Annotated in this window: 14 protein-coding genes and 1 other RNA gene; 13 read left to right on the forward strand and 2 right to left on the reverse strand. The window is 73.5% G+C overall.

Annotated elements, in window-relative coordinates:
* Positions 1–84: 84 nt before the first annotated feature.
* From pruA to AB2U05_RS20725, 3 genes are all read left to right on the forward strand, one after another.
* Positions 85–1,710 (forward strand): L-glutamate gamma-semialdehyde dehydrogenase, encoded by a 1,626-nt coding sequence (gene pruA / locus AB2U05_RS20715; RefSeq protein WP_369185974.1) that lies wholly within the window; start codon positions 85–87, stop codon positions 1,708–1,710.
* Positions 1,711–1,997: 287 nt separating this feature from the next.
* The gene (locus AB2U05_RS20720) at positions 1,998–6,944 is read left to right on the forward strand and encodes an NAD-glutamate dehydrogenase (RefSeq protein WP_045695756.1); all 4,947 of its coding nucleotides are present in this window, start codon (positions 1,998–2,000) and stop codon (positions 6,942–6,944) included.
* 155 nt (positions 6,945–7,099) lie between these two features.
* Positions 7,100–7,930, forward strand: coding sequence for a hypothetical protein (locus AB2U05_RS20725; protein WP_157882086.1), 831 nt, complete (start codon positions 7,100–7,102; stop codon positions 7,928–7,930).
* Positions 7,931–8,028: 98 nt separating this feature from the next.
* On the opposite strand, the gene AB2U05_RS20730 is transcribed toward AB2U05_RS20725, so the two are convergent.
* On the reverse strand, positions 8,029–10,902 hold the full coding sequence (locus AB2U05_RS20730) for an FHA domain-containing protein (protein ID WP_045695886.1): 2,874 nt from the start codon (positions 10,900–10,902) through the stop codon (positions 8,029–8,031).
* A 404-nt stretch (positions 10,903–11,306) separates the two neighbouring features.
* Between AB2U05_RS20730 and AB2U05_RS20735 the strand changes: the two genes are divergently transcribed.
* The 4 genes from AB2U05_RS20735 to prfB all read left to right on the forward strand — a co-directional run bounded on the left by AB2U05_RS20735 (position 11,307) and on the right by prfB (position 17,032).
* Positions 11,307–13,148 carry a protein kinase gene (locus AB2U05_RS20735; protein ID WP_369183920.1) on the forward strand — a complete coding sequence of 614 codons (1,842 nt, stop codon included), beginning with the start codon at positions 11,307–11,309 and terminating at the stop codon, positions 13,146–13,148.
* A gap of 26 nt (positions 13,149–13,174) precedes the next feature.
* Positions 13,175–14,377: a ricin-type beta-trefoil lectin domain protein gene (locus AB2U05_RS20740; protein WP_369183921.1), complete on the forward strand. Its 1,203-nt coding sequence runs from the start codon at positions 13,175–13,177 to the stop codon at positions 14,375–14,377.
* 220 nt (positions 14,378–14,597) lie between these two features.
* Complete coding sequence (locus AB2U05_RS20745) at positions 14,598–15,851, forward strand: serine/threonine-protein kinase (RefSeq protein ID WP_045710169.1); 1,254 nt, start codon at positions 14,598–14,600, stop codon at positions 15,849–15,851.
* A 68-nt stretch (positions 15,852–15,919) separates the two neighbouring features.
* Entirely contained in the window at positions 15,920–17,032 is a 1,113-nt protein-coding gene (prfB, locus tag AB2U05_RS20750) for a peptide chain release factor 2 (RefSeq protein WP_045695764.1), read from the forward strand.
* Positions 17,033–17,096: 64 nt separating this feature from the next.
* On the opposite strand, the gene AB2U05_RS20755 is transcribed toward prfB, so the two are convergent.
* Complete coding sequence (locus AB2U05_RS20755; protein WP_045695767.1) at positions 17,097–17,291, reverse strand: hypothetical protein; 195 nt, start codon at positions 17,289–17,291, stop codon at positions 17,097–17,099.
* A 351-nt stretch (positions 17,292–17,642) separates the two neighbouring features.
* Between AB2U05_RS20755 and ftsE the strand changes: the two genes are divergently transcribed.
* The 6 genes from ftsE to AB2U05_RS20785 all read left to right on the forward strand — a co-directional run bounded on the left by ftsE (position 17,643) and on the right by AB2U05_RS20785 (position 24,085).
* Positions 17,643–18,332 (forward strand): cell division ATP-binding protein FtsE, encoded by a 690-nt coding sequence (ftsE, locus tag AB2U05_RS20760; protein ID WP_045695770.1) that lies wholly within the window; start codon positions 17,643–17,645, stop codon positions 18,330–18,332.
* 77 nt (positions 18,333–18,409) lie between these two features.
* Complete coding sequence (gene ftsX, locus AB2U05_RS20765; RefSeq protein ID WP_045695772.1) at positions 18,410–19,321, forward strand: permease-like cell division protein FtsX; 912 nt, start codon at positions 18,410–18,412, stop codon at positions 19,319–19,321.
* 113 nt (positions 19,322–19,434) lie between these two features.
* Positions 19,435–20,568: a S41 family peptidase gene (locus AB2U05_RS20770; RefSeq protein ID WP_045695774.1), complete on the forward strand. Its 1,134-nt coding sequence runs from the start codon at positions 19,435–19,437 to the stop codon at positions 20,566–20,568.
* A gap of 44 nt (positions 20,569–20,612) precedes the next feature.
* The gene (gene smpB, locus AB2U05_RS20775; RefSeq protein ID WP_045695776.1) at positions 20,613–21,089 is read left to right on the forward strand and encodes an SsrA-binding protein SmpB; all 477 of its coding nucleotides are present in this window, start codon (positions 20,613–20,615) and stop codon (positions 21,087–21,089) included.
* 118 nt (positions 21,090–21,207) lie between these two features.
* Positions 21,208–21,589: a transfer-messenger RNA gene (gene ssrA / locus AB2U05_RS20780) on the forward strand.
* 192 nt (positions 21,590–21,781) lie between these two features.
* Positions 21,782–24,085, forward strand: a complete 2,304-nt coding sequence (locus tag AB2U05_RS20785; protein ID WP_045709064.1) for a UvrD-helicase domain-containing protein — start codon at positions 21,782–21,784, stop codon at positions 24,083–24,085.
* Positions 24,086–24,252 lie beyond the last annotated feature (167 nt).

Below are 24,252 nucleotides of genomic sequence, written 5' to 3' on the forward strand. Positions count from 1 at the left end.
GCGTGTCTGAACGGGCGGAACCCGCCGCGGCTGGTCAGGCTGGACTGCGTCCCCACCCGCCGCAAGGACGGAGCCGCCATGCCCATCGACGCAGTCACCGAGGTGCCGACCCCGGTCAACGAGCCGGTGCGGAGCTACCCGCCCGGCAGCCCGGAGCGGGCGCGGCTGGTCCGGCGGCTGGACGAGCTCGCGGCCGAGCAGGTCCCGCTGCCGATGACCATCGGCGGCGAGCAGCGCTTCGGCGGCGGCGAGCGGATCGACGTCGTCCAGCCGCACCACCACGCGGCCAAGCTGGGCGTGCTCGGCAACGCGACGCGGGAGGACGCCCGGGCGGCGGTGGACGCGGCGCTGGCCGCCGGGCGGCAGTGGCGCTCGCTGTCCTTCGACGACCGCGCGGCGGTCTTCCTGCGCGCCGCCGACCTGCTGGCCGGGCCCTGGCGGGACACCCTCAACGCGGCCACCATGCTCGGCCAGTCGAAGACCGTGCAGCAGGCCGAGATCGACTCCGCCTGCGAGCTGATCGACTTCTGGCGGTTCAACGTCGGTTTCGCCCGGCAGGTCCTGGCCGACCAGCCGATCTCCTCGCCGGGGGTGTGGAACCGGGTCGACCACCGTCCGCTGGAAGGTTTCGTCTACGCGATCACTCCGTTCAACTTCACCGCGATCGCCGGGAACCTGCCCACCGCCCCCGCGCTGATGGGCAACACCGTGGTCTGGAAGCCCGCGCCGACCCAGACCCTGGCCGCGTACCACCTGATGCGGCTGCTGGAGGCGGCCGGCCTGCCGCCCGGGGTGATCAACCTGGTCACCGGCGACGGCCTGCAGGTCTCCCCGGTGGCGCTGGCCGACCCGGCGCTCGCCGGGCTGCACTTCACCGGCTCCACCGCCACCTTCCAGTCGCTCTGGCAGACCATCGGCGCGAACATCGGCGGCTACCGCACGTACCCGAGGATCGTCGGCGAGACCGGCGGCAAGGACTTCCTGCTGGCCCACCGCTCGGCCGATCCGGACATCCTGAGGACGGCGCTGATCCGCGGCGCCTTCGAGTACCAGGGCCAGAAGTGCTCGGCGCTCTCCCGCGCCTACCTGCCGCGCAGCCTCTGGCAGAAGATCAAGGACGACTTCCTGACCGAGGTGGACGCGCTCGCCGTGGGCGACGTCACCGACCTGTCCAACTTCATGGGCGCCCTGATCGACCGGCGCGCCTTCGAGCGGAACCGCGACGCGATCGACCGGGCGAAGGCCGACCCGACGATCGAGCTGGCCGCCGGCGGGCAGTACGACGACGCGATCGGCTGGTTCGTCCGCCCGACCGTCCTGGTCTCCTCCGACCACCGGGGCGAGATCTTCCGCACCGAGTACTTCGGCCCGATCCTCGCGATCCACGTCTACGAGGACTCCCGCTGGGACGACGTGCTCGGCCGGGTCGACGCCGGCGCGCCGTACGGCCTGACCGGCGCGGTGATCGCACAGGACCGTTACGTCATCGCCCAGGCCGTGGAGGAACTGCGCTTCACCGCCGGAAACTTCTACATCAACGACAAACCCACCGGAGCGGTCGTCGGACAGCAGCCCTTCGGCGGCTCCCGGGCCTCCGGGACCAACGACAAGGCCGGTGCCGCCCAGAACCTGCTGCGCTGGACCTCGGCCCGGTCGATCAAGGAGACCTTCGTCCCGCCCACCCAGCACGGTTACCCGCATATGGGCTGAAAGCGAACATCCGGCTCCGGATTGGACATGCTGTCCAGGACGGCCCGGACTTCCTACGGGATTGCGCCTACCTGTCCCTGTGCACCTTCGATTGATCCGGTTAGGCTGACTGGCGTCGTCGGGTGGCTTCGCAGGACGAACGAGTCGTCCTACCCGCTGGCAGGGCGTTTCATGCGTGCCATGAGCCCCTTTCAGTCGGACGGTGCGGCAGGATTGCGGGAGACCCGGCGGTGTACATCCACACACCACCGAGTCACGCAACGGCGCGCGACAGGAGCCAAGAAGTCATGCAGACCAAGCTGGACGCAGCCAAGGCCGAACTGCTCAAGAAGGCAGCCGCAGCCGCTGAGAACAGCCAGGTAGGGGGAGCGGCGCCGGGAGAGGGTCTGAGCAACGGCGCTCTGACCGCGTACCTGCACCACTACTACCTCCACACCGCGCCCGAGGACCTGGTCGACCACGACCCGGTCGACGTCTACGGCGCGGCCGCCTCCCACTACCGCCTGGGCCTCAAGCGCCCGCAGGGCACCGCCGAGGTGCGGGTGCACACCCCCTCGGTCGAGGAGAACGGCTGGTCCTGCGGCCACACCGTGGTCGAGGTCGTCACCGACGACATGCCGTTCCTGGTCGACTCCGTCACCAACGAGCTGTCCCGCCAGGACCGCGCGATCCACCTCGTGATCCACCCCCAGCTGGTCGTCCGCCGTGACATCACCGGCAAGCTGCTGGAGATCCTGGACGTCGACGCCTGCGCCCGCAGCCAGGCCGCCGGCACCGAGTGGCCCGCCGACGCGACCGTCGAGTCGTGGATGCACATCGAGATCGACCGCGAGACCGACCGCGACGACCTGCGCACCATCGAGACCAACCTGCGCCGCGTGCTCGGCGACGTCCGCGAGGTCGTCGAGGACTGGGGCAAGATGCGCGACAGCGCGCTGCGCCTGGCCGACGAGCTGGCCGAGGAGCCCCCGGCCGGCCTGCCCGAGCAGGAGGTCGGCGAGGCCTGGGAGCTGATGCGCTGGCTCGCCGACGACCACTTCACCTTCCTCGGCTACCGCGAGTACGACCTGGTCGAGCACGAGGGCGAGGAGGTCCTCAAGGCCGTCGCCGGGACGGGCCTGGGCATCCTGCGCTCCGACCCGCACAGCCACGACGACCGCCACCACTCCGTCAGTGAGGCCTTCGGCCGGCTCTCCGCGCCGGTGCGTGCCAAGGCCCACGAGAAGAAGCTGCTCGTCCTCACCAAGGCCAACAGCCGCGCCACCGTGCACCGCCCGGCCTACCTCGACTACGTCGGCGTGAAGAAGTTCAACGCCGCCGGCGAGCCGATCGGCGAGCGCCGCTTCCTCGGCCTGTTCTCCTCCGCCGCGTACACCGAGTCGGTCACCCGCATCCCGGTCGTGCGCCGCAAGGTCCAGGCCGTGCTGGACGGCTCCGGCTTCTCCAGCGAGAGCCACGACGGCCGCGACCTGCTGCAGATCATGGAGACCTTCCCCCGGGACGAGATCTTCCAGACCCCGGCCTCCGAGCTGCTCTCGATCGCCACCAGCGTGCTCTACCTGCAGGAGCGCCGTAAGCTGCGCCTCTTCCTGCGCCAGGACGAGTACGGGCGCTACTTCTCGGCCTTCGTCTACCTGCCGCGCGACCGCTACACCACGCGCATCCGGCTGCTGCTCACCGACATCCTCAAGGAGGAGCTGAACGGCGCCACCATCGACTACACGGTGTACGCCACCGAGTCGGTGCTGACCCGTCTGCACTTCGTCGTCCGGGTCGCCCCCGGCACCGAGCTGCCGCAGCTGACCGACACCGACATCGAGCGGATCGAGAACCGGCTCGCCGACGCCGCCCGCTTCTGGATGGATGGCTTCCACGACCAGCTGCACACCGAACTGGGCGAGGAGAAGGCCGCCGAGCTCGGCCACAAGTACGCCAACGCCTTCCCGGACGGCTACCGCGCCGACTTCCCGCCGCGCACCGCCGTCTCCGACATCAAGCAGATCGAGTCGCTGCACGGCGCGGGCGACTTCCGCCTGAACCTGTACCAGCCGGTCGGCGCGGGCGACGACGAGCGCCGCTTCAAGATCTACCGGGTCGGCGGCCCGATCTCGCTCACCGAGGTCCTGCCGGTGCTCCAGCGCCTGGGCGTCGAGGTGCTGGACGAGCACCCGTACGCGCTGCGCCGCTCGGACGGCACCACCGCGTGGGTGTACGACTTCGGCCTGAAGCTGCGCGAGGCCACCGAGCTGACCGACGAGGCCCGCGAGCGCTTCCAGGAGACCTTCGCCGCCACCTGGACCGGCAAGGCCGAGAACGACGGCTTCAACGAGCTGGTCCTGACCGCCGGGCTCACCTGGCGCCAGGCGACGGTGCTGCGCGCGTACGCCAAGTACCTGCGCCAGGCGGGTTCCACGTTCTCCCAGGACTACATGGAGGACGCGCTCCGCAACAACACCCACACCACCCGGCTGCTGGTCAACCTGTTCGAGGCGCGGCTGAGCCCGGGCCACCAGCAGGGCGCCGCCGAGCTGACCGAGGGCATCCTGGAGGAGCTGTCCGGCGCGCTCGACGAGGTCGTGTCGCTGGACGAGGACCGCATCCTGCGCTCCTTCCTGCACCTCATCAAGGCCACCCTGCGGACCAACTTCTTCCAGCACGACGGCTCCGGCGCGTGGCACTCCTACGTGTCGATGAAGTTCGACCCGAAGGCCATCCCGGACCTGCCGGCCCCGCGCCCGGCGTTCGAGATCTGGGTGTACTCGCCGCAGGTCGAGGGCGTGCACCTGCGCTTCGGCAAGGTCGCCCGCGGCGGTCTGCGCTGGTCCGACCGGCGCGAGGACTTCCGCACCGAGATCCTCGGCCTGGTCAAGGCCCAGATGGTCAAGAACACCGTCATCGTGCCGGTCGGCGCCAAGGGCGGCTTCGTCGCCAAGCAGCTGCCGGACCCGTCGGTGGACCGCGACGCCTGGCTGGCCGAGGGCATCTCCTCGTACAAGACCTTCATCTCGGCGCTGCTGGACATCACCGACAACCTGGTGGCCGGCGAGGTCGTCCACCCGGCCGACGTGGTCCGCCACGACGAGGACGACACCTACCTGGTCGTCGCCGCCGACAAGGGCACCGCGACCTTCTCCGACATCGCCAACGGCGTCGCGGAGTCGTACGGCTTCTGGCTGGGCGACGCCTTCGCCTCCGGCGGCTCGGCCGGCTACGACCACAAGGGCATGGGCATCACCGCCCGCGGCGCCTGGGAGTCGGTCAAGCGCAACTTCCGCGAGCTCGGCGTCGACACCCAGACCGAGGACTTCACCGTCATCGGCATCGGCGACATGTCCGGCGACGTCTTCGGCAACGGCATGCTGCTCAGCGAGCACATCCGCCTGGTCGCCGCCTTCGACCACCGCCACATCTTCCTCGACCCGAACCCGGACGCGGCCGCCTCGTACGCCGAGCGCCGCCGCCTGTTCGACCTGCCGCGCAGCTCCTGGGACGACTACGACAAGTCGCTGATCTCGGCCGGCGGCGGGGTCTTCCCCCGCAGCGCCAAGTCGATCCAGCTCAGCGCGCAGGTCCGGGCCGCGCTCGGCGTCCAGGAGACCCGCCTCACCCCGGCCGAGCTGATGAAGGCCGTCCTGCAGGCGCCCGTCGACCTGTTCTGGAACGGCGGCATCGGCACCTACGTCAAGGCCTCCAGCGAGACCAACGCCGAGGTCGGCGACAAGGCCAACGACGCCATCCGCGTCAACGGCGAGCAGGTCCGGGCCCGGGTCATCGGCGAGGGCGGCAACCTCGGTTGCACCCAGCTCGGCCGCATCGAGTACGCGGCCTCCGGCGGCCCCGAGGGCGCCGGCGGCTGGATCAACACCGACGCGATCGACAACTCGGCCGGTGTGGACACCTCGGACCACGAGGTCAACATCAAGATCCTGCTCAACCAGGTCGTCGCCGAGGGCGACATGACCGTCAAGCAGCGCAACGCGCTGCTCGCCGAGATGACCGACGAGGTCGGCCACCTGGTGCTGCGCAACAACTACGCGCAGAACGTGGTGCTGGCCAACGCCGTCTCCCAGGCGCACAGCATGGTCAACGTCCACGCCCGGATGATCAACCGCTTCGAGGCGGCCGGCCAGCTCGACCGGGGCCTGGAGTTCCTGCCCACCGAGCGCCAGATCCGAGAGCGCCAGCAGAACGGCCGCGGGCTCTCCCAGCCCGAGATGTCCGTCCTGCTCGCCTACACCAAGATCATCCTGGCCGAGGAGCTGCTGGCCACCGACCTGCCGGACGACCCGTACTTCCGCACCGCGCTGCACGAGTACTTCCCGAGCGCGCTGCGGGCGAGGTTCGCCGACGCGATCGACAGCCACGCGCTGCGCCGCGAGATCATCACCACCCTGATCGTGAACGACACGATCAACCGCGGCGGTTGCACCTTCGCCTTCCGGCTGAAGGAGGAGACCGGCGCGACCTACGAGGAGATCGCCCGGACCCACACCGCCGCGCGGGCCGTCTTCGGCCTGGAGGAGGCCTGGGCCGAGATCGAGGGCCTGGACAACCAGGTCGCGGCCCGCGTCCAGACCAAGATGCGGTTGCACTCGCGCCGCCTGGTCGAGCGCGCCACCCGGTGGATGCTCAACAACCGCCGCCAGCCGCTCGACATCGCCGGCACCATCGAGTTCTTCCACGACCGGGTCAACCAGGTCTGGGGCTCGCTGCCCAAGCCGCTGCGCGGCGAGGACCTGGCCTGGTTCGAGTCGATCTACAACGAGCTCGCCGGGGCCGGCGTGCCGGAGGACCTGGCCACCCGGATCGCCGGGCTGTCCTCGGTCTTCCCGACCCTGGACATCACCGAGGTCGCGGACCGCTCCGGCAAGGACGTCGCCGAGGTCGCCGAGCTGTACTACGACCTGGGCGACCGCCTGCAGATCTCGCACCTGCTGGACCGCATCATCGACCTGCCCCGCACCGACCGCTGGTCGTCGATGGCCCGGGCCGCGATCCGCGAGGACCTCTTCGCGGCGCACGCGGCGCTGACCGCCGACATCCTGGCCTGCGGCCCCGAGGGCGCCACCCCGGAGGAGCGCTACACCGCCTGGGCGGAGCTCAACGGGACCCTGCTGAACCGGGCCAAGAGCACCCTCGACGACATAAGGGGTTCGGACAACTACGAGCTGTCCAGCCTCTCCGTCGCGATGCGGGTCATCCGCACGCTCCTGCGCACCGGCACGATGCGCTGACGGTCGGCTGACGGCCCTCGTGGGGCCCGCGTCCTCGGACGCGGGCCCCACCGCCGTTTCCGGGGCGACCGGGTACGGAGTGCCTGGGAATCCGGTTGAGGAGCGCCCTCGCGCCCTCGATAGAGTGATCCACAATCGATCAGGGGGGTCATGACATGAGGACGCATCGCGGGCCGATCCGCGCGGTGGGCGCGGGGATCTCGGTGGCGCTGCTCGTCGCCGGGGCGGCGGCGTGTTCCGACGACAAGAAGGACGGGGCGAAGGCCGACTCCGCCGCCACCGCCTCGGCGGCGCCCAGCAGCAAGGGGCCGGAGGCCTTCTCGGCGGCCGGCTACCGCGGCCTGAAGCCGGGCGTCACCAAGGACGCGGCCCTGGCCGGCGGCGCCCTGGAGGCCGCCCCGGTGTCGCTGCTCGACGGCTGCACCGACTTCGCGTACAAGGGCGGCCCGGCGCCCGACAAGACCCGGATGGACGCCGAGGCGGCCACCGAGGCCCGCTACAAGGACCTCAACGCCAAGGCCGACGCGGCCGCCGGCAAGGCCCCGGCCCCGGCCGGGACGCTGCCGCCCGGCGCCTCCGCCAAGGACGCCGCGGCCGCGGCCGCGAACTCGGCCGACGCGGCCCAGCAGTCCGCCGCCAGTGCCAAGCTGATGGCCGACGCGGCCCAGTCCAGCGTCGACATGCTGCTCGCCCGCGAGGCCCGGGACAAGGCCTTCCTCACCGCCGGCCGCGCCTCCTTCGCCGCCTCCGGCCTGCGCGAACTCGTCGCCCCGGCCGAGGCGAGGACCGCCGAGGGCATCGGCGCCGGCTCCACCCTGGACGCCCTCCAGCAGGCCTACGGCGCCAAGGGCCTGCAGAAGAACAAGGCCGGCGCGTACGAGCTGCCGGTGGACGGCCAGCAGGGCTGGCAGTACGAGTTCACCGTGGACGGCGCCAAGGTCACCGGCATGGCCCTGGTCAACCGCACCGTCAAGTGCACCGCCTGACGCGCTGATCCGCCGCCGTGAGGGCGGGGCCGGAGCCCTCGGACTCCGGCCCCGCCCTCACGCGTTCCGCGCGGGAAGCCGGTGCGGCCGACCTCGGCTCAGCGCGAGGCGGCGCGCTGGAGGGCGCTGGCCAGCAGGGCCAGGTCGGTCGGGCCGTTGCCGAGCTCGCGGACGGGCCGGCGGGCGGGCGGGGCGCCGAGCTGGAGCGGGTCGATGGCGACGACGGTCGGGCGCAGCGTCGCGGTGCGGGGGATGCGGCCGCTGATCCGGGCGGTCTGGAAGGCCGTGACGCCGCCGTCCGGCAGGCGGAGGTAGCCGCGGCCGGGGGTGTCCTCGGGGAGGGCGGCGGCGTCGCCGAGGTGGATCAGCAGGTCGGAGTCGGCCGGGTCCTCGGTGCGCAGCGCGATGCGCAGCAGGGCGGCCTCGTCGACCTCGGTGCCGGCGCTCTCCTCCGGGCGGCCGGTGGCGACGGCCAGGTGGACGCCGAGCGGGCCGCCGCGGCGGGCGACGGCGGCGAGGGCGCGGGCGAGCGGCCGGCCGACCGGGGAGGTGGGGGAGAGCAGCGCGTCGTAGTCGTCGACGACGACGACCAGCCGGGCCGGGGCGGGGCCGGGGGGTGGGACGGGCGCGGCCGGCAGGGGCGAGTCGGGGCCGCGCGGCGGGACGATCCGGGGCGCCGGCGCGGTCCGGGCGCCGACCGCGGCGGGCACCGGGACCTGCGGGGCGGCGGCGCCCTGCCCGTCCAGGCCCGCGCTCGTGTCCAGCCCGTGCCCGTCCAGGCCGTGCCCGTCCAGGATGCGCGCGGCGTGCCAGGAGGCGAAGTCCAGCCCGTCGAACAGCCGCTCCCGCAGGGTGAGTTCGTCCTCCAGGGCCTCCGCGGCGAGCAGTGCGGCGCGCGGGTCGTCGGCGGCGTTGACCCGCCCGGTGACGTGCGGAAGCTCGGTGCAGCCGTCCAGTCCGTCCTGGCCGTCCGCGACGCTGCGGCCCTCGACGAGGGTGACGGCGAGGCGCTCGGGCCGTTCGGAGACGGCGAGCGAGGCGATCAGGGTGCGCAGCAGCTCCGTCTTGCCGGAGCCTCTGGCGCCGCCGATGAGCAGGTGCGGGCCGCCCGGGTCGGGGGAGGGGAGGGCGAGGTCGGGGTCGGCGAGGTCCAGGGTGCAGAGCTCGTCCCGGGTGGTGCCGAGCAGCGCGGTGGCGGCGCCGATGCCGCTGGCGTGCGCGGCCCAGCGGGCGGAGAGCTTGGCCGGGGTGACGGTGTCGAGCTGCAGCAGGTCGAGCAGGCGCAGCGCGTCGGGCAGCGGTCCCCGGGCGGAGGGGGTGGCCTCGCGCAGCGGGGCGAGGACCCGGGCGAGGCGCTCGGCCCAGGCGTCGGAGACGGCGTCGAGCGAGATCTCGTGCAGGGTCTCGCGGCCGCGTGCGACCGGGCGGTCGAGCGAGAGGTGGGTGCCGACCTCGCCGGTGACGAGGGCGGTGGCGCCGAGGCCGCGGGGGAGCAGCTCGGGCTGCTCGGCGAGGCAGATCGGGAAGATGCCGACCGCCGGGCCCTGGCGCAGCAGCAGGTCGAGGGCCTGCCGGGCGGCCTCGGTGGCCGGGCGGCCGTCGACCACGACGACGGTGGCGGGGTGGCCGCCGAGGCCGGTCGGGCCGCTGAGCCGGGCGGTGAGCTCGGTGAGCCGCGCGGTGGCCTGCTCGTCGTCGAGGCCGAGCAGCAGCCGGCAGTCCTGGCCGTCGACCGGGCGCAGGTGCGGCAGCCACAGGGCCCAGGCCCAGGTGTCGGCGCGGTCCTCGGGGGTGCGGGCCGGGTCGGCGTCGACCACGACGAGGCTGAGGCCGGTGGGCGGGTGCAGGGCGGCGAGCTGGGCGACGACGGCGCGGGTGAGCGCGTCGAGCCGCTCGCGCGGGCCGCTGAGGCCGAGGCTGCCGGCGGTCTGCAGGTCGAGGGTGACGGGGACGGCGGGCAGCAGGGTGCCGGGCGTGGTGCCGGGGCCGCCGGGCCGGTCGGCGGTGCCCAGGCGCAGGGTGAGCGCGTCGGGGTGGCCGGGGCCGCGCTCCCACAGCCGCGGGCCGGGGCCGACGGCATTGAGCAGCAGGGTCGCGGGGTCGGGGAAGCGTTCGCGCTGGGCGGCGGTCTGGCGCAGCCGGACGGCCGCGTGGTGGCGCTCGGCGCTCTCCTGGCCGGGCGGTTCGGCGGCGCGGCCGGGCAGCAGCGAGAACAGGCCGCGGCCCCGGCCGGGGGCCGGTTCCGGGGCGGCGGGCGGTTCGACGACCGGGGGCGCGGGCCGGGTCGGGCCGGGGGCGGCGAGCTGGAGGTGGCCGTGGCCGTCCGGCAGGGCGGCGCGGGCGGGGCCGGTCTCGGCCGGGTCGGGCACGACCAGCTGCAGGGTGGACTCGCCGATCCGCAGCAGCGCGCCGGGTTCCAGCGGGACGGCCTCCTCGGTGGGGCCGGGCGGGACGATCCGGCCGTCGAGGGTGGTGCCGTTGGTGGAGCCGAGGTCCCGGACGGTGACCCGGCCGTCCTCGGCGAGGTGGAGGGCGAGGTGCAGCCGGGAGACGTCGGGGTCGTCGAGCGGGACGTCGGCCTCGCCGGAGCGGCCGATCCGGATCTCCCGGCCGTGCAGCCGGTGCACGCCGCCGGCGTCGGGCCCGCCGACGACGCGCAGTTCGGCGGTGGCGGGGGTGTCGTCGGGGTCGTCGGCGGTCGGGTCGGGCTCGTTGAGGCTGAGGACGGCGCCGTCGAGCAGCGGGGGGTGGCCGAGCAGGGTGTGCTCGTCCACCCGGTGCGCCCCGGCGTACAGGTGCACGTGGGTGGCGGCCCGCGGCCCGCGCACGCCCACGGCGCCCGCGAGCGCCCCCGCGAGGGCGCCGAGCGCGGTGCCGACGGGGGCGGTGACCAGCACGTCCACGTAGGGGATGGCGGAGCCGGCGGCGGCCGGGCCGCTGCGCGGTCGGAGGACGGTCAGCCGGATCTGCATCTCGCCCGCGGGTCCCTTCTGCTGGGGTGAAGCCTGGTACCGCTGCCGGGTGTGGTCGCGGCCGCGCCGGGCGGCTGCGGCGACCCGTTGGGCCACACGAGTGGCGAGTGTCCATCCTGCCATCCGTCACGGACGGTCCGCGCACGGTACCGGATTTGACGATCTTGCGATCATCGCCATGGTGGAGGCGACGGAGGGTCAGGTCAACCGCCTCCGGACCGGCCCTCCCGGCCCGCCTCGGGGGCTCCCCTAGGGGATCTCCCCCAACCCCGCTCGGATGGCCCGCAGGACACCCCGAAAACCCGAACGGGCACCGTTAGAGTGGCCGCAGACACGGCCCGGCACGCTCACCGCACGGGCGCAGGAGCGCCCCGCGCGGGCGGCACGGCGAGGAGTGCGACAAGGTGCGGCCAGTCGGCAGCAAGTATCTGCTCGATGAGACCCTCGGACGGGGTGCCACCGGCACCGTCTGGCGCGGCGTGGTGCGCGCGGACGTCCAGGTGCCGGGCAGCGAGCCCGGGCAGCGGGTGGCGATCAAGGTGCTGCGCGAGGAGCTGGCGGCCGACCCGGACGTCGTGATGCGCTTCCTGCGCGAGCGCTCGCTGCTGCTGCGGCTGACCCACCCCAACATCGTCCGGGTCCGCGACCTGGTGGTGGAGGGCGAGCTGCTGGCCCTGGTCATGGACCTCGTCGAGGGCCCCGACCTGGCCCGCTACCTGCGCGCCAACGGCCCCTTCAGCCCGATCGCGGCAGCCCTGCTGATGGCCCAGGTGGCGGACGCGCTGGCGGCCAGCCACGCGGACGGGATCGTCCACCGCGACCTCAAGCCGGCCAACGTGCTGCTCGCCTCCGTCCTGGTGGACGGCACCGAGCAGATGCACCCGATGCTGACCGACTTCGGCATCGCCCGGCTCGCCGACTCCCCGGGCATCACCCGCACCCACGAGTTCGTCGGCACCCCCGCGTACGTCGCGCCGGAGTCCGCCGAGGGCCGCCCGCAGACCTCCGCGGTGGACGTGTACGGCGCCGGGATCATGCTGTACGAGCTGGTCACCGGCCGGCAGCCGTTCCAGGGCGACGGCGCCCTGGCCGTCCTCCAGGCCCACCTGGCGCAGGAGCCGCAGCGGCCCAGCACCATGCCCGAGCCGCTGTGGACGGTGATCGAGCGCTGCCTGCGCAAGGACCCGGCCCAGCGGCCGGGTGCCACCTCGCTGGCCCAGGCGCTGCGCGTGGTCGCGGCCGGCGTCGGCGTGCACGCCTCCCCGGCGGCGGTGGACGAGGCGCTGGCGGTCGGCGCCCTGCTGCTGCCGGACCCGCAGCCGACCGCCGTCCCCGGCAGCGTGCCGGCCGTCCCGCCGGGCGTGCCCGGCGCCGACGACCGCACCCAGGTGCTGCCCTCCGCCCCGCCGGCCTCCCACTACGACCCGGCCGCGGCGACCCGGGTGATGGGCACCCAGCCGCCGCCCGCGCCCCCGTACGGCGCCCAGGACCGCACCCAGGTGATGCCGCCCACCGCCGTCCCGCCGCCCCCGCCCGCCGGGCCGCCCGGGCCGCAGGAGGAGGCGCCGCACCCGTGGCAGACCCAGCTGCGCGCGGCCCGCGACCGCAACCAGCAGACCCAGGTCGGCTACTTCGGCCCGGAGGACTTCGACGAGCCGCAGGTCGCGCCGGCGCCCTACCAGGCGCCGCAGGGCGGCCAGCCGTACCCGGGCGCGGGCCGGCCGCAGCCCCCGGGCGCCCCGGGCGGCTACCACCCCGACCAGCGCCGCCAGGGCCCGCCGCCGCCCGGCTACGCCCAGCGCCCGCCCGTCGCCCCGCCGCCCTACCAGGTCAACCAGGGCGGCCAGGGCCCGCAGGGGGCCGGCCGGCCGCAGCCGCCCGGCGGCTACCGGCAGGCCCCGGCCGGGCACGGGCAGCCGCAGGGCGGCTACCCGCCGCCGCCCGCGCCCACCCCGGTGCCGCGCCGGGCCGAGCCGCCGGCGCCGCCGCGCCGGGAGGAGCCGTACGAGCCGCCCCGCCGGGAGAGCGCCCCGCCGCGCGAGCGGCGCCCGCGCAGCCGCAACCGGATGTACATCCCGGGGCTGGGCTGCCTCAAGGGCTGCCTGATGGTGCTGCTGGTGCTCGCCGTGGCCGCGCTGGCGCTGTGGAACTTCACGCCGCTGCCGCACTACTGGGACAACGTGGTGAGCTGGTTCGACACCGCGCGGGACTGGGTCGGCGACATCTTCGGCAGTTCGAACAAATAAGCGATCGGACCAGGGGGGTACGGGGCATGGGTGCACGGGACAAGGGAGCGCTGGACGTGGGCGCGCTGGGGAGGCGCGCCGGCGCCGCGCTGATGGGCGCGGTGCTCGCGGCGGCCGGGCTGCTGCTGCCGGCCGGCCCGGCCGCGGCGGCGGAGGTCGCGCACTGCCTGCAGTACGAGACCGTCCCGGTCGCGGGCGGCCGGTACGTGGTGGACAACAACAACTACGGCGGGGCCGCGCAGTGCCTCGGTACGGACGGCCGGGCCGGGTTCACCGTCCTGGACTCCCGGGCGAACGCGAGCCCGCCGGCCGGCCCGGCCGCGTACCCGGAGATCTTCGACGGCTGCCACTGGGGCACCTGCACCCCGGGCAGCGCGCTGCCGGTCAAGGCCTCCGAGCTGGGCCGGGCCACCAGCAGCTGGTCCACCACGCTGCCCGCCCGGGGCGACTTCAACGTGGCGTACGACCTCTGGTTCAACACGACCCCGGCGACCCCCGCCGCCAACGGCCAGCCGGACGGCGCCGAGCTGATGATCTGGCTGAACCGGACCCCGGCCTCGGCGAGCCCCGCCGGCAGCACCGCCAACATCGGCGGGGTCGGCTACACCAGCTGGCAGCTCACCATCCCCGCCAACGGCAAGCAGTGGCCGATGGTCGCCTACCAGGCGCAGACCCCGGTCACCTCGGTCACCGACCTCGACCTGCGGGCCTTCGTCCGGGACGCGGTGGCGCGCGGGGTGGTGAAGCCGGACTGGTACCTGATCTCGGTGGAGGCCGGCTTCGAGGTCTGGAGCGGGGGCACCGGCCTGCGCACCGAGTCCTTCGCCACCGACGTGCGCCCCGGCCGCCCGGTGGGCCCGATCGGCGCCCCCGGCGGCCGCTGCCTGGCCTACGCGCCGGACGGCAGCCCGGCGGACGGCCCGGAGCCGGTGGCGCTCCTGGACTGCGACGGCTCGCCGGCCCAGCAGTGGAGCGTGGAGATCGACGGCACGGTCCGGCAGAACGGCAAGTGTCTGGGCACCGACGGCAACCGGGCCTCGCTCAACCCCTGCAACGGTTCGCCGTACCACGTGTGGCTGGTGGGCCTGGCCGGCGCGCTGTGGAACCAGGGCGCCCAGGGGTGCCTGCGGGACCCGTCCGGTGGCACCGCGCCGGGCGGCAGCGCCGACCTGGCCGGCTGCGACGGCTCGCCCGGGCAGCGGTGGACGCTGCCGACCTCGGTGCGCTGACGCCCCGCCGCGGGGTTCCGTCCCGGAGCCCCGTGTCCCGGCCTGGCAATGAGATTGACGCTTTGTCGACAATTCACGAGATTTCCCGCCCGAGAGTGCCGCCCGAGCCCCCTCAGGCGCCCCGCACAGGGGCTCGGGGCGCGTAGGTTGGTCGCTGTTGTCCCGCCCCACCGAGCGTTCCGGCCCGCCGGAGCGCTCCCGCGCCGCCCACGGAGCAGCATTGGCACGCAAGATCGGCAGCCGGTACACCGTCCACCAGGTGATCGGCCGGGGTTCCGCCGGGACGGTCTGGCTCGGTGAGGGGCCGGACGGCCCGGTGGCGGTCAAGCTGCTGCGCGAGGACCTCGCCGCCGACCAGGTGCTGGTCGGCCGCTTCGTCCAGGAGCGCGCCGCGCTGACCAGCCTCGACCACCCCCGGGTGGTCGGCGTGCGCGACATGGTGGTGGACGGCAGCGACCTCGCCCTGGTGATGGAGCTGGTGCAGGGCACCGACCTGCGCTCCCGGCTGGAGCGCGACGGCGCACTGCCCCCGCAGACCGCCGCCTCGGTGATCGCCGACGTCGCGGACGGCCTGGCGGCCGCGCACGCCGCCGGGATCGTCCACCGCGACGTCAAGCCGGAGAACGTCCTGCTCGACCTGGCCGCCGCCCCCGGCCCCGGCGGCGCCCCGCGCGCCAAGCTCACCGACTTCGGCGTCGCCCGCCTGGTCGACGCCCCGCGCCGCACCCGGGCCACCCGGATCATCGGCACCCCCGACTACCTCGCCCCCGAGATCATCGAGGGCCTGGAGCCGCGCGCCGCCGTCGACATCTACGCCCTCGCCACCGTGCTCTACGAGCTGCTGGCCGGCTTCACCCCGTTCGGCGGCGGCCACACCGGCGCGGTGCTGCGCCGGCACGTCACCGAGCAGGTGCCGCCGATCCCCGGCCTGCCGGACGGGCTGTGGCGGATCATCTCCGAGTGCCTGGCCAAGGCCCCCGCCTCCCGGCTGCGGGCCGCCGAGCTGGCCGCCCGGCTGCGCGAGCAGCTGCCCTCGCTGGCCGGCCTGCCGGTGCTGGCCGTGCCCGGCCAGGGCCGCGCCCCGGCCGAGGAGCAGCTGACCCCCGGCGAGGCCGTCTACGCCGAGGTGGACGCCGGCCCGGGCGTCCACAAGCGCCGCCGCGGCCCGGCCGTCCCGCTGGTGCCCGGGGTCGCCCCGGACTCCACCCGGGACACCCACACCAGCCTGCGCCGCCCGTCCGCCGAGGAGCTGGCCGCGTACGCCGCCGAGTCCCGGGCCCAGCGCGCCGCCCCCGGCCAGCGCCGGGACCGCCAGGCCCTGCTGCGCCGCCGCCGGCTGCTGGCCGTCCTGCTGGCCACCGTGCTGCTGCTGGCGGGCGCCGCCGCGGCCTGGACGGCCTTCGCGGCCACCGCCCCGGACGCCGGCCACCCGGCCCGCCCGGCGGTGCACGGCACGGCCCCGCGGGCGCCGTAGCCGGGCCGCGGGACCGGTGGTGCCGGGGGTGTCGTCATGAGCACCCTCGGAACCATTACCCTGGGGGCGTGGCAGCCGTCGATCCTTCCGAAGAGCTCAAGAACCTCGATACGACCATGGGGTCGATCGAGGCCGTCCTCGACCTGGACAAGATCCGGGCCGACATCGCGGTCCTGGAGGAGGAGGCAGCCGCCCCCACCCTGTGGGACGACGTCGCGAACGCGCAGAAGGTGACCAGCCGGCTCTCCTTCCTCCAGGGCGAACTGCGCCGCGTCGAGGGCCTGCGCGGCCGCATCGACGACCTGGGCGTGCTGTTCGAGCTGGCCGAGGCCGAGGACGACGCGGACACCCGCGCCGAGGCCGAGGCCGAGCTCAGTGCCGTCCAGAAGGCGGTCGAGGAGCTGGAGGTCCGCACCCTCCTGTCGGGCGAGTACGACGCCCGCGAGGCGCTGATCAACATCCGCGCCGAGGCCGGTGGCGTCGACGCCGCCGACTTCGCCGAGCAGCTGATGCGCATGTACCTGCGCTGGGCCGAGCGGCACGGGTACCCCACCGAGGTGTACGACACCTCGTACGCCGAAGAGGCCGGCATCAAGTCCGCGACCTTCACGGTCAAGGCGCCGTACGCCTACGGCACCCTCTCCGTCGAGCAGGGCACCCACCGCCTGGTCCGCATCTCGCCGTTCGACAACCAGGGCCGCCGGCAGACCTCCTTCGCCGGTGTCGAGGTGCTCCCGGTCGTCGAGCAGTCCGACCACGTCGACATCGACGAGGGCGAGCTGCGGGTGGACGTGTACCGCGCCTCCGGCCCCGGCGGCCAGGGCGTCAACACCACCGACTCGGCGGTGCGCATCACGCACATCCCGACCGGCATCGTGGTCTCCTGCCAGAACGAGCGCTCGCAGATCCAGAACAAGGCGTCCGCGATGAACGTCCTCCAGGCGAAGCTGCTCGAGCGGCGCCGCCAGGAGGAGAAGGCGGCGATGGACGCCCTCAAGGACAGCGGCAGCTCCTGGGGCAACCAGATGCGCTCCTACGTGCTGCACCCGTACCAGATGGTCAAGGACGTCCGCACGGCGTTCGAGGCGGGCAACCCGCAGGCCGTCCTGGACGGCGACATCGACGGCTTCATCGAGGCCGGGATCCGCTGGCGCAAGCAGCGCGAGACCGCCGAGCAGTAGGCGACGTACCGAAAGGGCCCCGACCACGGCTGGTGGTCGGGGCCCTTTCGGTACGTCGGGGTTCTCAGGCCAGCGCCTGCCGCGCGATCAGCGCCACCGCGAGCAGCCCGGCCAGCAGGACCAGCAGCATCGCGGGGGAGAGCGCGGCGAACGGCCCCTGCTGCTCCTGCAGCCGGGCCCGGTTGGCGCGGCACACCGGGCAACGGCCGTCGCTCACGCGGCCGTTGCAGTTGGCGCACACCAGATGGTCGCAGGTCATGCGATCTCCTCCTCGCTGCTACTGCCAACGCACCGGACGGGGCTTTGGTTCCTGGTCGTGCCCTGTGCGGGGGATCGGCCGGATGAGGCCGCCACCTCCAACTCTGCCAGGTTCTGACCGTTCCGGCTCCCGGGCTGTGAGATGCCCCGGAATTTTCGGTGCATAACCGGACATTGCCTACCAGATTCCCGGCCGGACCCCCGGCCGTCCCTGCGGGCCGGCCGCCGATTCGCGTATGGTCCCAGACCGGGAGCGGCCTCCTGCGCTCCTTTCGCCCGCCCCCGGACCGGGCCTCCGGGGTGGACCGACCGAGGACTGGCGCCGCCATAGGATGGCCTCCGTGATGCAGCCGTGATCAGATTCGACAACGTCTCCAAGACCTATCCCAAGCAGAATCGTCCCGCCCTGGACAACGTCTCGCTGGAGATCGAGAAGGGTGAGTTCGTCTTCCTGGTCGGCTCGTCCGGCTCGGGCAAGTCCACCTTCCTGCGCCTGTGCCTGCGCGAGGAGCGCCCCTCAACCGGGGCCGTGCACGTGATGGGCAAGGACCTCGGCAAGCTGTCCAACTGGAAGGTGCCGCACATGCGCCGCCAGCTGGGCACCGTCTTCCAGGACTTCCGCCTGCTGCCCAACAAGACGGTCGCGCAGAACGTCGCCTTCGCCCTGGAGGTCATCGGCAAGCCCAAGAGCGCCATCAACAAGGTGGTGCCCGAGGTGCTGGAGCTGGTCGGCCTCGGCGGCAAGGAGGACCGCATGCCCGGCGAGCTGTCCGGTGGTGAGCAGCAGCGCGTGGCCATCGCCCGCGCCTTCGTGAACCGCCCGATGCTGCTGATCGCGGACGAGCCCACCGGCAACCTCGACCCGCAGAACTCGGTCGGCATCATGAAGCTGCTCGACCGCATCAACCGCACCGGCACCACGGTGCTGATGGCCACCCACGACCAGGCGATCGTCGACCAGATGCGCAAGCGCGTCATCGAGCTCGACAAGGGGCTGCTCGTCCGCGACCAGGCTCGCGGCGTCTACGGGTACCAGCACTGACCGACCAGCGCTGACCCGCAGGGCCGCCGGCCCGGATCGCCCGACCCCGCAGTACCGACCCTGGAGTTGTTTCCCGCATGCGTGCCCAGTTCGTCCTGTCGGAGATCGGTGTGGGTCTCCGCCGCAATCTGACCATGACCATCGCGGTCGTGGTCAGTGTCGCGCTCTCCCTCGCCCTCGCCGGTTCCTCGCTCCTGGTCCGCGACCAGGTGAACTCCATGAAGGGGTACTGGTACGACAAGGTCGAGGTGAGCATCTACTTCTGCACCAAGGCGGACGCCCGCAACTCGCCCCAGTGCGACAAGGGCGCGGCCACCGACCAGCAGGTCCAGGACATCAAGGGCCAGCTGGACAAGATGGACTCGGTGGTCCAGTCCTCCACCTACGAGAGCTCCGCCGAGGCGTACAAGCACTGGAAGGAGATGAACCCGGACAACCCGCTCATCTCCGTCCTGGGCCCGGACGCCATGCCGCAGTCCTGGCGGGTCAAGCTCAACGACCCGACCAAGTACGACGTCATCCAGAGCGCCTTCGCCGGGAAGCCCGGCGTCAAGTCGGTCGAGGACCAGCGGAAGATCCTGGAGAACCTGTTCGGCCTGCTGAACGGCCTGCAGACGGCGTCCTGGGTGATCATGGTGCTGATGCTCTTCGTCGCCCTGCTGCTGATCGTCAACACCGTCCGGGTGTCCGCGTTCAGCAGGCGGCGCGAGACCGGCATCATGCGCCTGGTCGGCGCCTCGAACTTCTACGTGCAGATGCCGTTCATCGCGGAGGCCGCGTTCTCCGCGCTGCTCGGCGCGGTGATGGCCTCCGGCCTGCTGCTCGGCGGCCACTTCTTCGTCCAGCACTGGCTGGCCGACCGGGTGCAGTTCATCCACTTCATCGGCCTGAGCTCGGTGCTCGCGGTCATCCCGCTGCTGGTCGTGGTGGGTATGGGCATGGCCGGCATCGCGGCGTTCATCACGCTGCGCAAGTACCTCAAGGTCTGATCCCGAGCGGTTCCTTCGGCCCCGGACGGCACTGCGCCGTCCGGGGCCGTCGCCGTTCCGCGGTCCGCCGTTCCGGCCCGGCGCGCGCGACGCGGTGTCTACACTCCGATGCCATGCTGCAAACTCCGCGCAGGGCACGGCAGGTGGCCACCCTCAGCCTGGTGTTCGGCGCCCTGCTGCTGGCCGGGGCCGCCACCGGCGCCTGGGGCGACCCGAGCCGGCCGCCGAGCCGCCCGTCCGCCGACACGGCCCCGGTCGCGGTCGGTCCAGGCCCGGACCCGGCCGGCGCCGCGCTGTCCGAGCAGCAGGCCGAGCACCTGCTCGCGGCCGGCGGCGACCGCTGGGGGGCGTACTACAACGCCCAGGAGTACGCCGAGTTCAGCCAGGGCCTGGACGGCCGGTACCTGGGCGTCGGCCTCTCGGTCGGCCGTGGCGAGGACGGCGTCACCGCCGTCTCCCGGGTCACCCCGGCCGGGCCGGCCGCCGAGGCCGGGATCGCCCCCGGCGACCGGCTGCTGCGGATCGACCGGGACCAGGCCGACCGGCTGCCGGTCACCGAGGTGGTGGCCCGGCTGCGCGGGCAGGGCGACGAGCGCAAGGTCGGCTCGGAGGTCACCCTGGCCGTCCAGCACGGCGGCGAGGTGCGCGAACTGCGGCTGCGGCGGGCGCTGCTGGACAGCCAGCAGGTCACCGCCGAGCGGCTGGACCGGGGCGCGCTGCGGATCACCGTCCGGGCCTTCACCACCGGGGTGGCCGACCAGGTGCGCGCCGCGTTGCGCGCCCCGCACTCCGGCGTGGTGCTCGATCTGCGCGGCAACTCCGGCGGGTTGCTGGACGAGGCGGTCGGCACCGCCGGGATCTTCCTGGACGGCGGCCCGGTCGGCTCGTACGAGGAGCGCGGCGAGAAGCGGGAGTTGACCGCCCCGCCCGGCGGCGACCAGCGCACCCCGCTGGTGGTGCTGGTGGACGGCGGCACGATGAGCGCCGCCGAACTCCTGGCCGGCGCGCTGCAGGACCGCAGCCGCGCCCTGGTGGTCGGCGCCCGGACCTTCGGCAAGGGCACCGTCCAGCAGCCCAGCCGGCTCGCCGACGGCGCCGTGCTGGAGCTGACCGTGGGCCGCTACCACACCCCGGCCGGGCGCTCGCCGGACGGCACCGGCCTCGCCCCGGACGTCCCGGCCGCGGCCGGGGAGGACGCCGACGCGCTGGCCCTGCGGGTGCTCGCCGGGATCGGCACCCGTGCCTAAAGGAGCTGCCCGGAACGGCGTGGAAGTGCGAGAATGACCGCGCTATGGCAAAGGAAACCGGACAGAAGCTGATCGCGCAGAACAAGAAGGCGCGACACGAGTACACGATCCTCGACACCTACGAGTGCGGCCTCGTACTCACCGGCACCGAGGTGAAGTCACTGCGCGAGGGGCGGGCCAACCTGGTCGACGGCTACGCCTACATCCAGAACCACGAGGCGTGGATCGACAACGTCTTCATCCCCGAGTACACCCAGGGGACGTGGACCAACCACGCGGCCCGGCGCAAGCGCAAGCTGCTGCTGCACAAGCTGGAGATCCGCAAGATCGAGACCAAGGTCCGCGACGCCGGCCACACGCTCGTCCCGCTGTCGCTGTACTTCAAGGACGGCCGGGTCAAGCTGGAACTCGCGCTCGCGGTCGGCAAGAAGTTGTACGACAAGCGCCAGACGCTGCGCGAGAAGCAGGACACCCGCGAGACGGCCCGCGCCGTGGCGGCGGCCCGGCGGCGCCAGGGCTGACCGGCGGCGGCCTGTCAAGACGGCGGGGTTAATCCGCTGGACCCCCGCCCGTCGCCTCGCGTACTATGGCGCAAGCAACACGGACGGTCACCGTCCGAGCTGTTTCTCAACAAAACATGGGGATGATCGGTTTCGACAGGGGATGTTGAAACAGGGGAAGCGAGCCGAGGAACGCGGCAATGATCTCGTTAACCACGTGTCGCAAAAAAATAATCGCCAACTCTAAGCGCGATTCCCAGCAGTTCGCTCTCGCTGCCTAATAAGCACCGATAGCGCTTGGGTGTCAGCCCGGGGAGTTCCCGACCCGGACCCTGGCATAATCTAGGGAACTCAACCGTCCGCCCGGGCTGCGGGGGCGGAGGGGAAATCAAACAGCAGCTGGGCCTGTTGGCGGCTTGTCCGTGTGACCGCCAGGGCCGAGAAAAGCACAGCGGACTGCGCTCGGAGAAGCCCTGAATTAACTCCACTGGACCCGGGTTCGATTCCCGGCATCTCCACCACCCCATGTTCACAGTGAAGGCCGTCCACCGCTCAGCGGGGGGCGGCCTTCGCATTTCCTCCGTCCCGGGCCGGAGGTGGGCGGGCGAGCGGGCGGGTCACGATCCCGGGTGAGGCGCCCGCGCCCGGCCGGGCGTAGGATCATCCGTCCGCTCGTTTTCCGGAGCCGGATTCAGCCGCGACCACCGAGGGCCATGCAGAGCAACACGGATACCACCTCCGCCCCCGACCACGAGACCGTCCGCGAGCGCGAGATCGCCGGTGAGCAGCGACACCTCGACACCGTCTACCACCGGCTGGAGGAGAAGCTCGCCGAGGCCGAGTACATCCTGGAGGACGCCGCCAAGCGGGTCCACGTCGGCACCCCCGGCGCCCTCGCCGAGCGCGACGCCCAGGTCTACCGGGCGGGCGCCCACCTCCACCGGCTCAACAGCGAGTTCGAGGACTTCCTGTTCGGCCGGATCGACCTCCAGCGGGCGGACGCCCCGGAGGAGCACGGCATCCCGTCGAACACCCCGCTCGACCCGGCCGACCCGGCCGTCGCCGAGACCCTCCACATCGGCCGCCTCGGCGTGCTGGACGCCGAGTACGGCCCGCTGGTGATCGACTGGCGGGCCCCCGCCGCCGCGCCCTTCTACCGCGCCACCCCGGTCGAGCCCGGCCGGGTGATCCGCCGCCGGGTCATCCGCTCCAAGGGCCGCCGGGTGATCGGCGTCGAGGACGACCTGCTGCGCCCCGACCTGACCCCCACCCTGGACGGCGAGGAGCTGGCCGTGGTCGGCGACGGCGCGCTGATGGCCTCGCTCGGCCGCGCCCGCAGCCACTCGATGCGCGACATCGTCTCCTCGATCCAGAAGGAGCAGGACGAGGTGATCCGCGCCGCCGCGGCCGGCGCCACCCTCGTCACCGGCGGCCCCGGCACCGGCAAGACCGCCGTCGCCCTGCACCGCGCCGCCTACCTGCTCTACCAGGACCGCCGCCGCTACGCCGGCGGCATCCTGGTGGTCTCGCCGACCCCGCTGCTGGTCTCCTACACCGAGGGCGTGCTGCCCTCGCTCGGCGAGGAGGGCCAGGTCGCCATCCGCGCGGTCGGCTCGCTGGTGGACGGCATCGAGGCCGGCACCTACGACAGCCCGGAGGCGGCCCGGATCAAGGGCTCGGCCCGGATGGTGCAGCTGCTGCGCCGGGCCGCCCGGGCGGCGCTGGAGCAGGGCGCCCCGCAGGAGCTGAAGGTGGTCGCCCGCGGCGAGGTGCTGAAGCTGGACGCGGCCCGGCTGAAGGCCGTGCGGGGCAACGTGGTGGGCTCCGGCGGCACCCCGCTGAACCTGCTGCGCCCGCGCGCCCGCCGGCTGCTGCTGGACGCCCTGTGGCAGGAGGCCACCCGGCACCTGCCCAAGCCCACCGACCACTACGCCCGCGAGCAGCGCCAGGAGGAGAAGGAGGCCTTCGACGAGTACGTCTCGGACGAGGCGCCGTTCCTGGACTTCCTGGACGCCTGGTGGCCGGCCCTGACCCCGCGCCGGGTGCTGGGCACCCTCAAGCAGTACCGCCACACCAACCGGATCGCCCGCCGCGCCGTCACCCCGGACGAGGCGAAGCGGCTGGCCGCGTCCTGGCGGCACCTGTCCCCGGCGGGCGAGGGCGCGCTGTCCGCGCACGACGTCGCCCTGGTGGACGAGCTGCAGGTGCTGCTCGGCGAGCCGGCCCGGCCGAAGGTCCGCGAGGTGGACGCGATGGACCTGCTGACCGGCCTGGACGAGGTGACCACCTTCGCCGACCGCAACTCCCGCCAGCGCGAGCGTCAGCCGGTGGAGCGCAAGGAGTACGCGCACGTCATCGTGGACGAGGCCCAGGACCTCACCCCGATGCAGTGGCGGATGATCGGCCGCCGCTCCCGGATGGCCACCTGGACCATCGTCGGCGACCCGGCGCAGTCCTCCTGGCCGTTCCCGCAGGAGGCGCAGGCCGCGCTGGACGAGGTGCTGTCCGGCAAGCCGCGCCGCCGCTTCACGCTGACCGTGAACTACCGCAACCCGGCCGAGATCGCCGAGGTCGCGGCCAAGGTGCTGGCGCTGGCCGCGCCGGGCACCCCGTCGCCGAGCGCGGTGCGCGAGGTCGGCGTGGAGCCGCGCTTCGCCGCCGTCGCCGACCCGTCGCCGGAGGCCTTCGGCCGGGCCGCCCGGGCGGAGCTGGAGCGGCTGCTGGGCGAGGTGGACGGCACCGTGGCGATCGTGGTGCCGATGGACCGCCGGGCGGAGGCGGCCGGGTGGGCCGAGGGCCTGGGCGAGCGCGTGGTGGCGCTCGGCAGCCTGGAGGCCAAGGGCCTGGAGTACGACGCGACGGTGGTCGCCGACCCGACCGGCATCGCCGGCGAGTCGGAGGCCGGCCTGCGGGTGCTGTACGTGGCGCTGACCCGGGCGACCCAGCGGCTGACCGTGCTCTCCGGCCCGGACGACCTGCCGGACGCGGCCGGCGTGCCCGCCCTGCTTCGCGGCTGACCGGCGCCGGGGCCGACGAGCCCCGGCAGCACGAAGGCCCCTCACCGATGGTGAGGGGCCTTCAGACGTTTGAACACCGACCCGCCATGCTCGCCTCGCGGCAAGTGGTCCCTCGAAGGGACGAAGGTTGGGCCCGGGGGCTTGGATCGAGCCGGTGCCTGTCCAAT

The sequence above is a fragment of the Streptomyces sp. Y1 genome (genome assembly GCF_041053115.1).
GTDB lineage: Bacteria > Actinomycetota > Actinomycetes > Streptomycetales > Streptomycetaceae > Kitasatospora > Kitasatospora rubellomurina.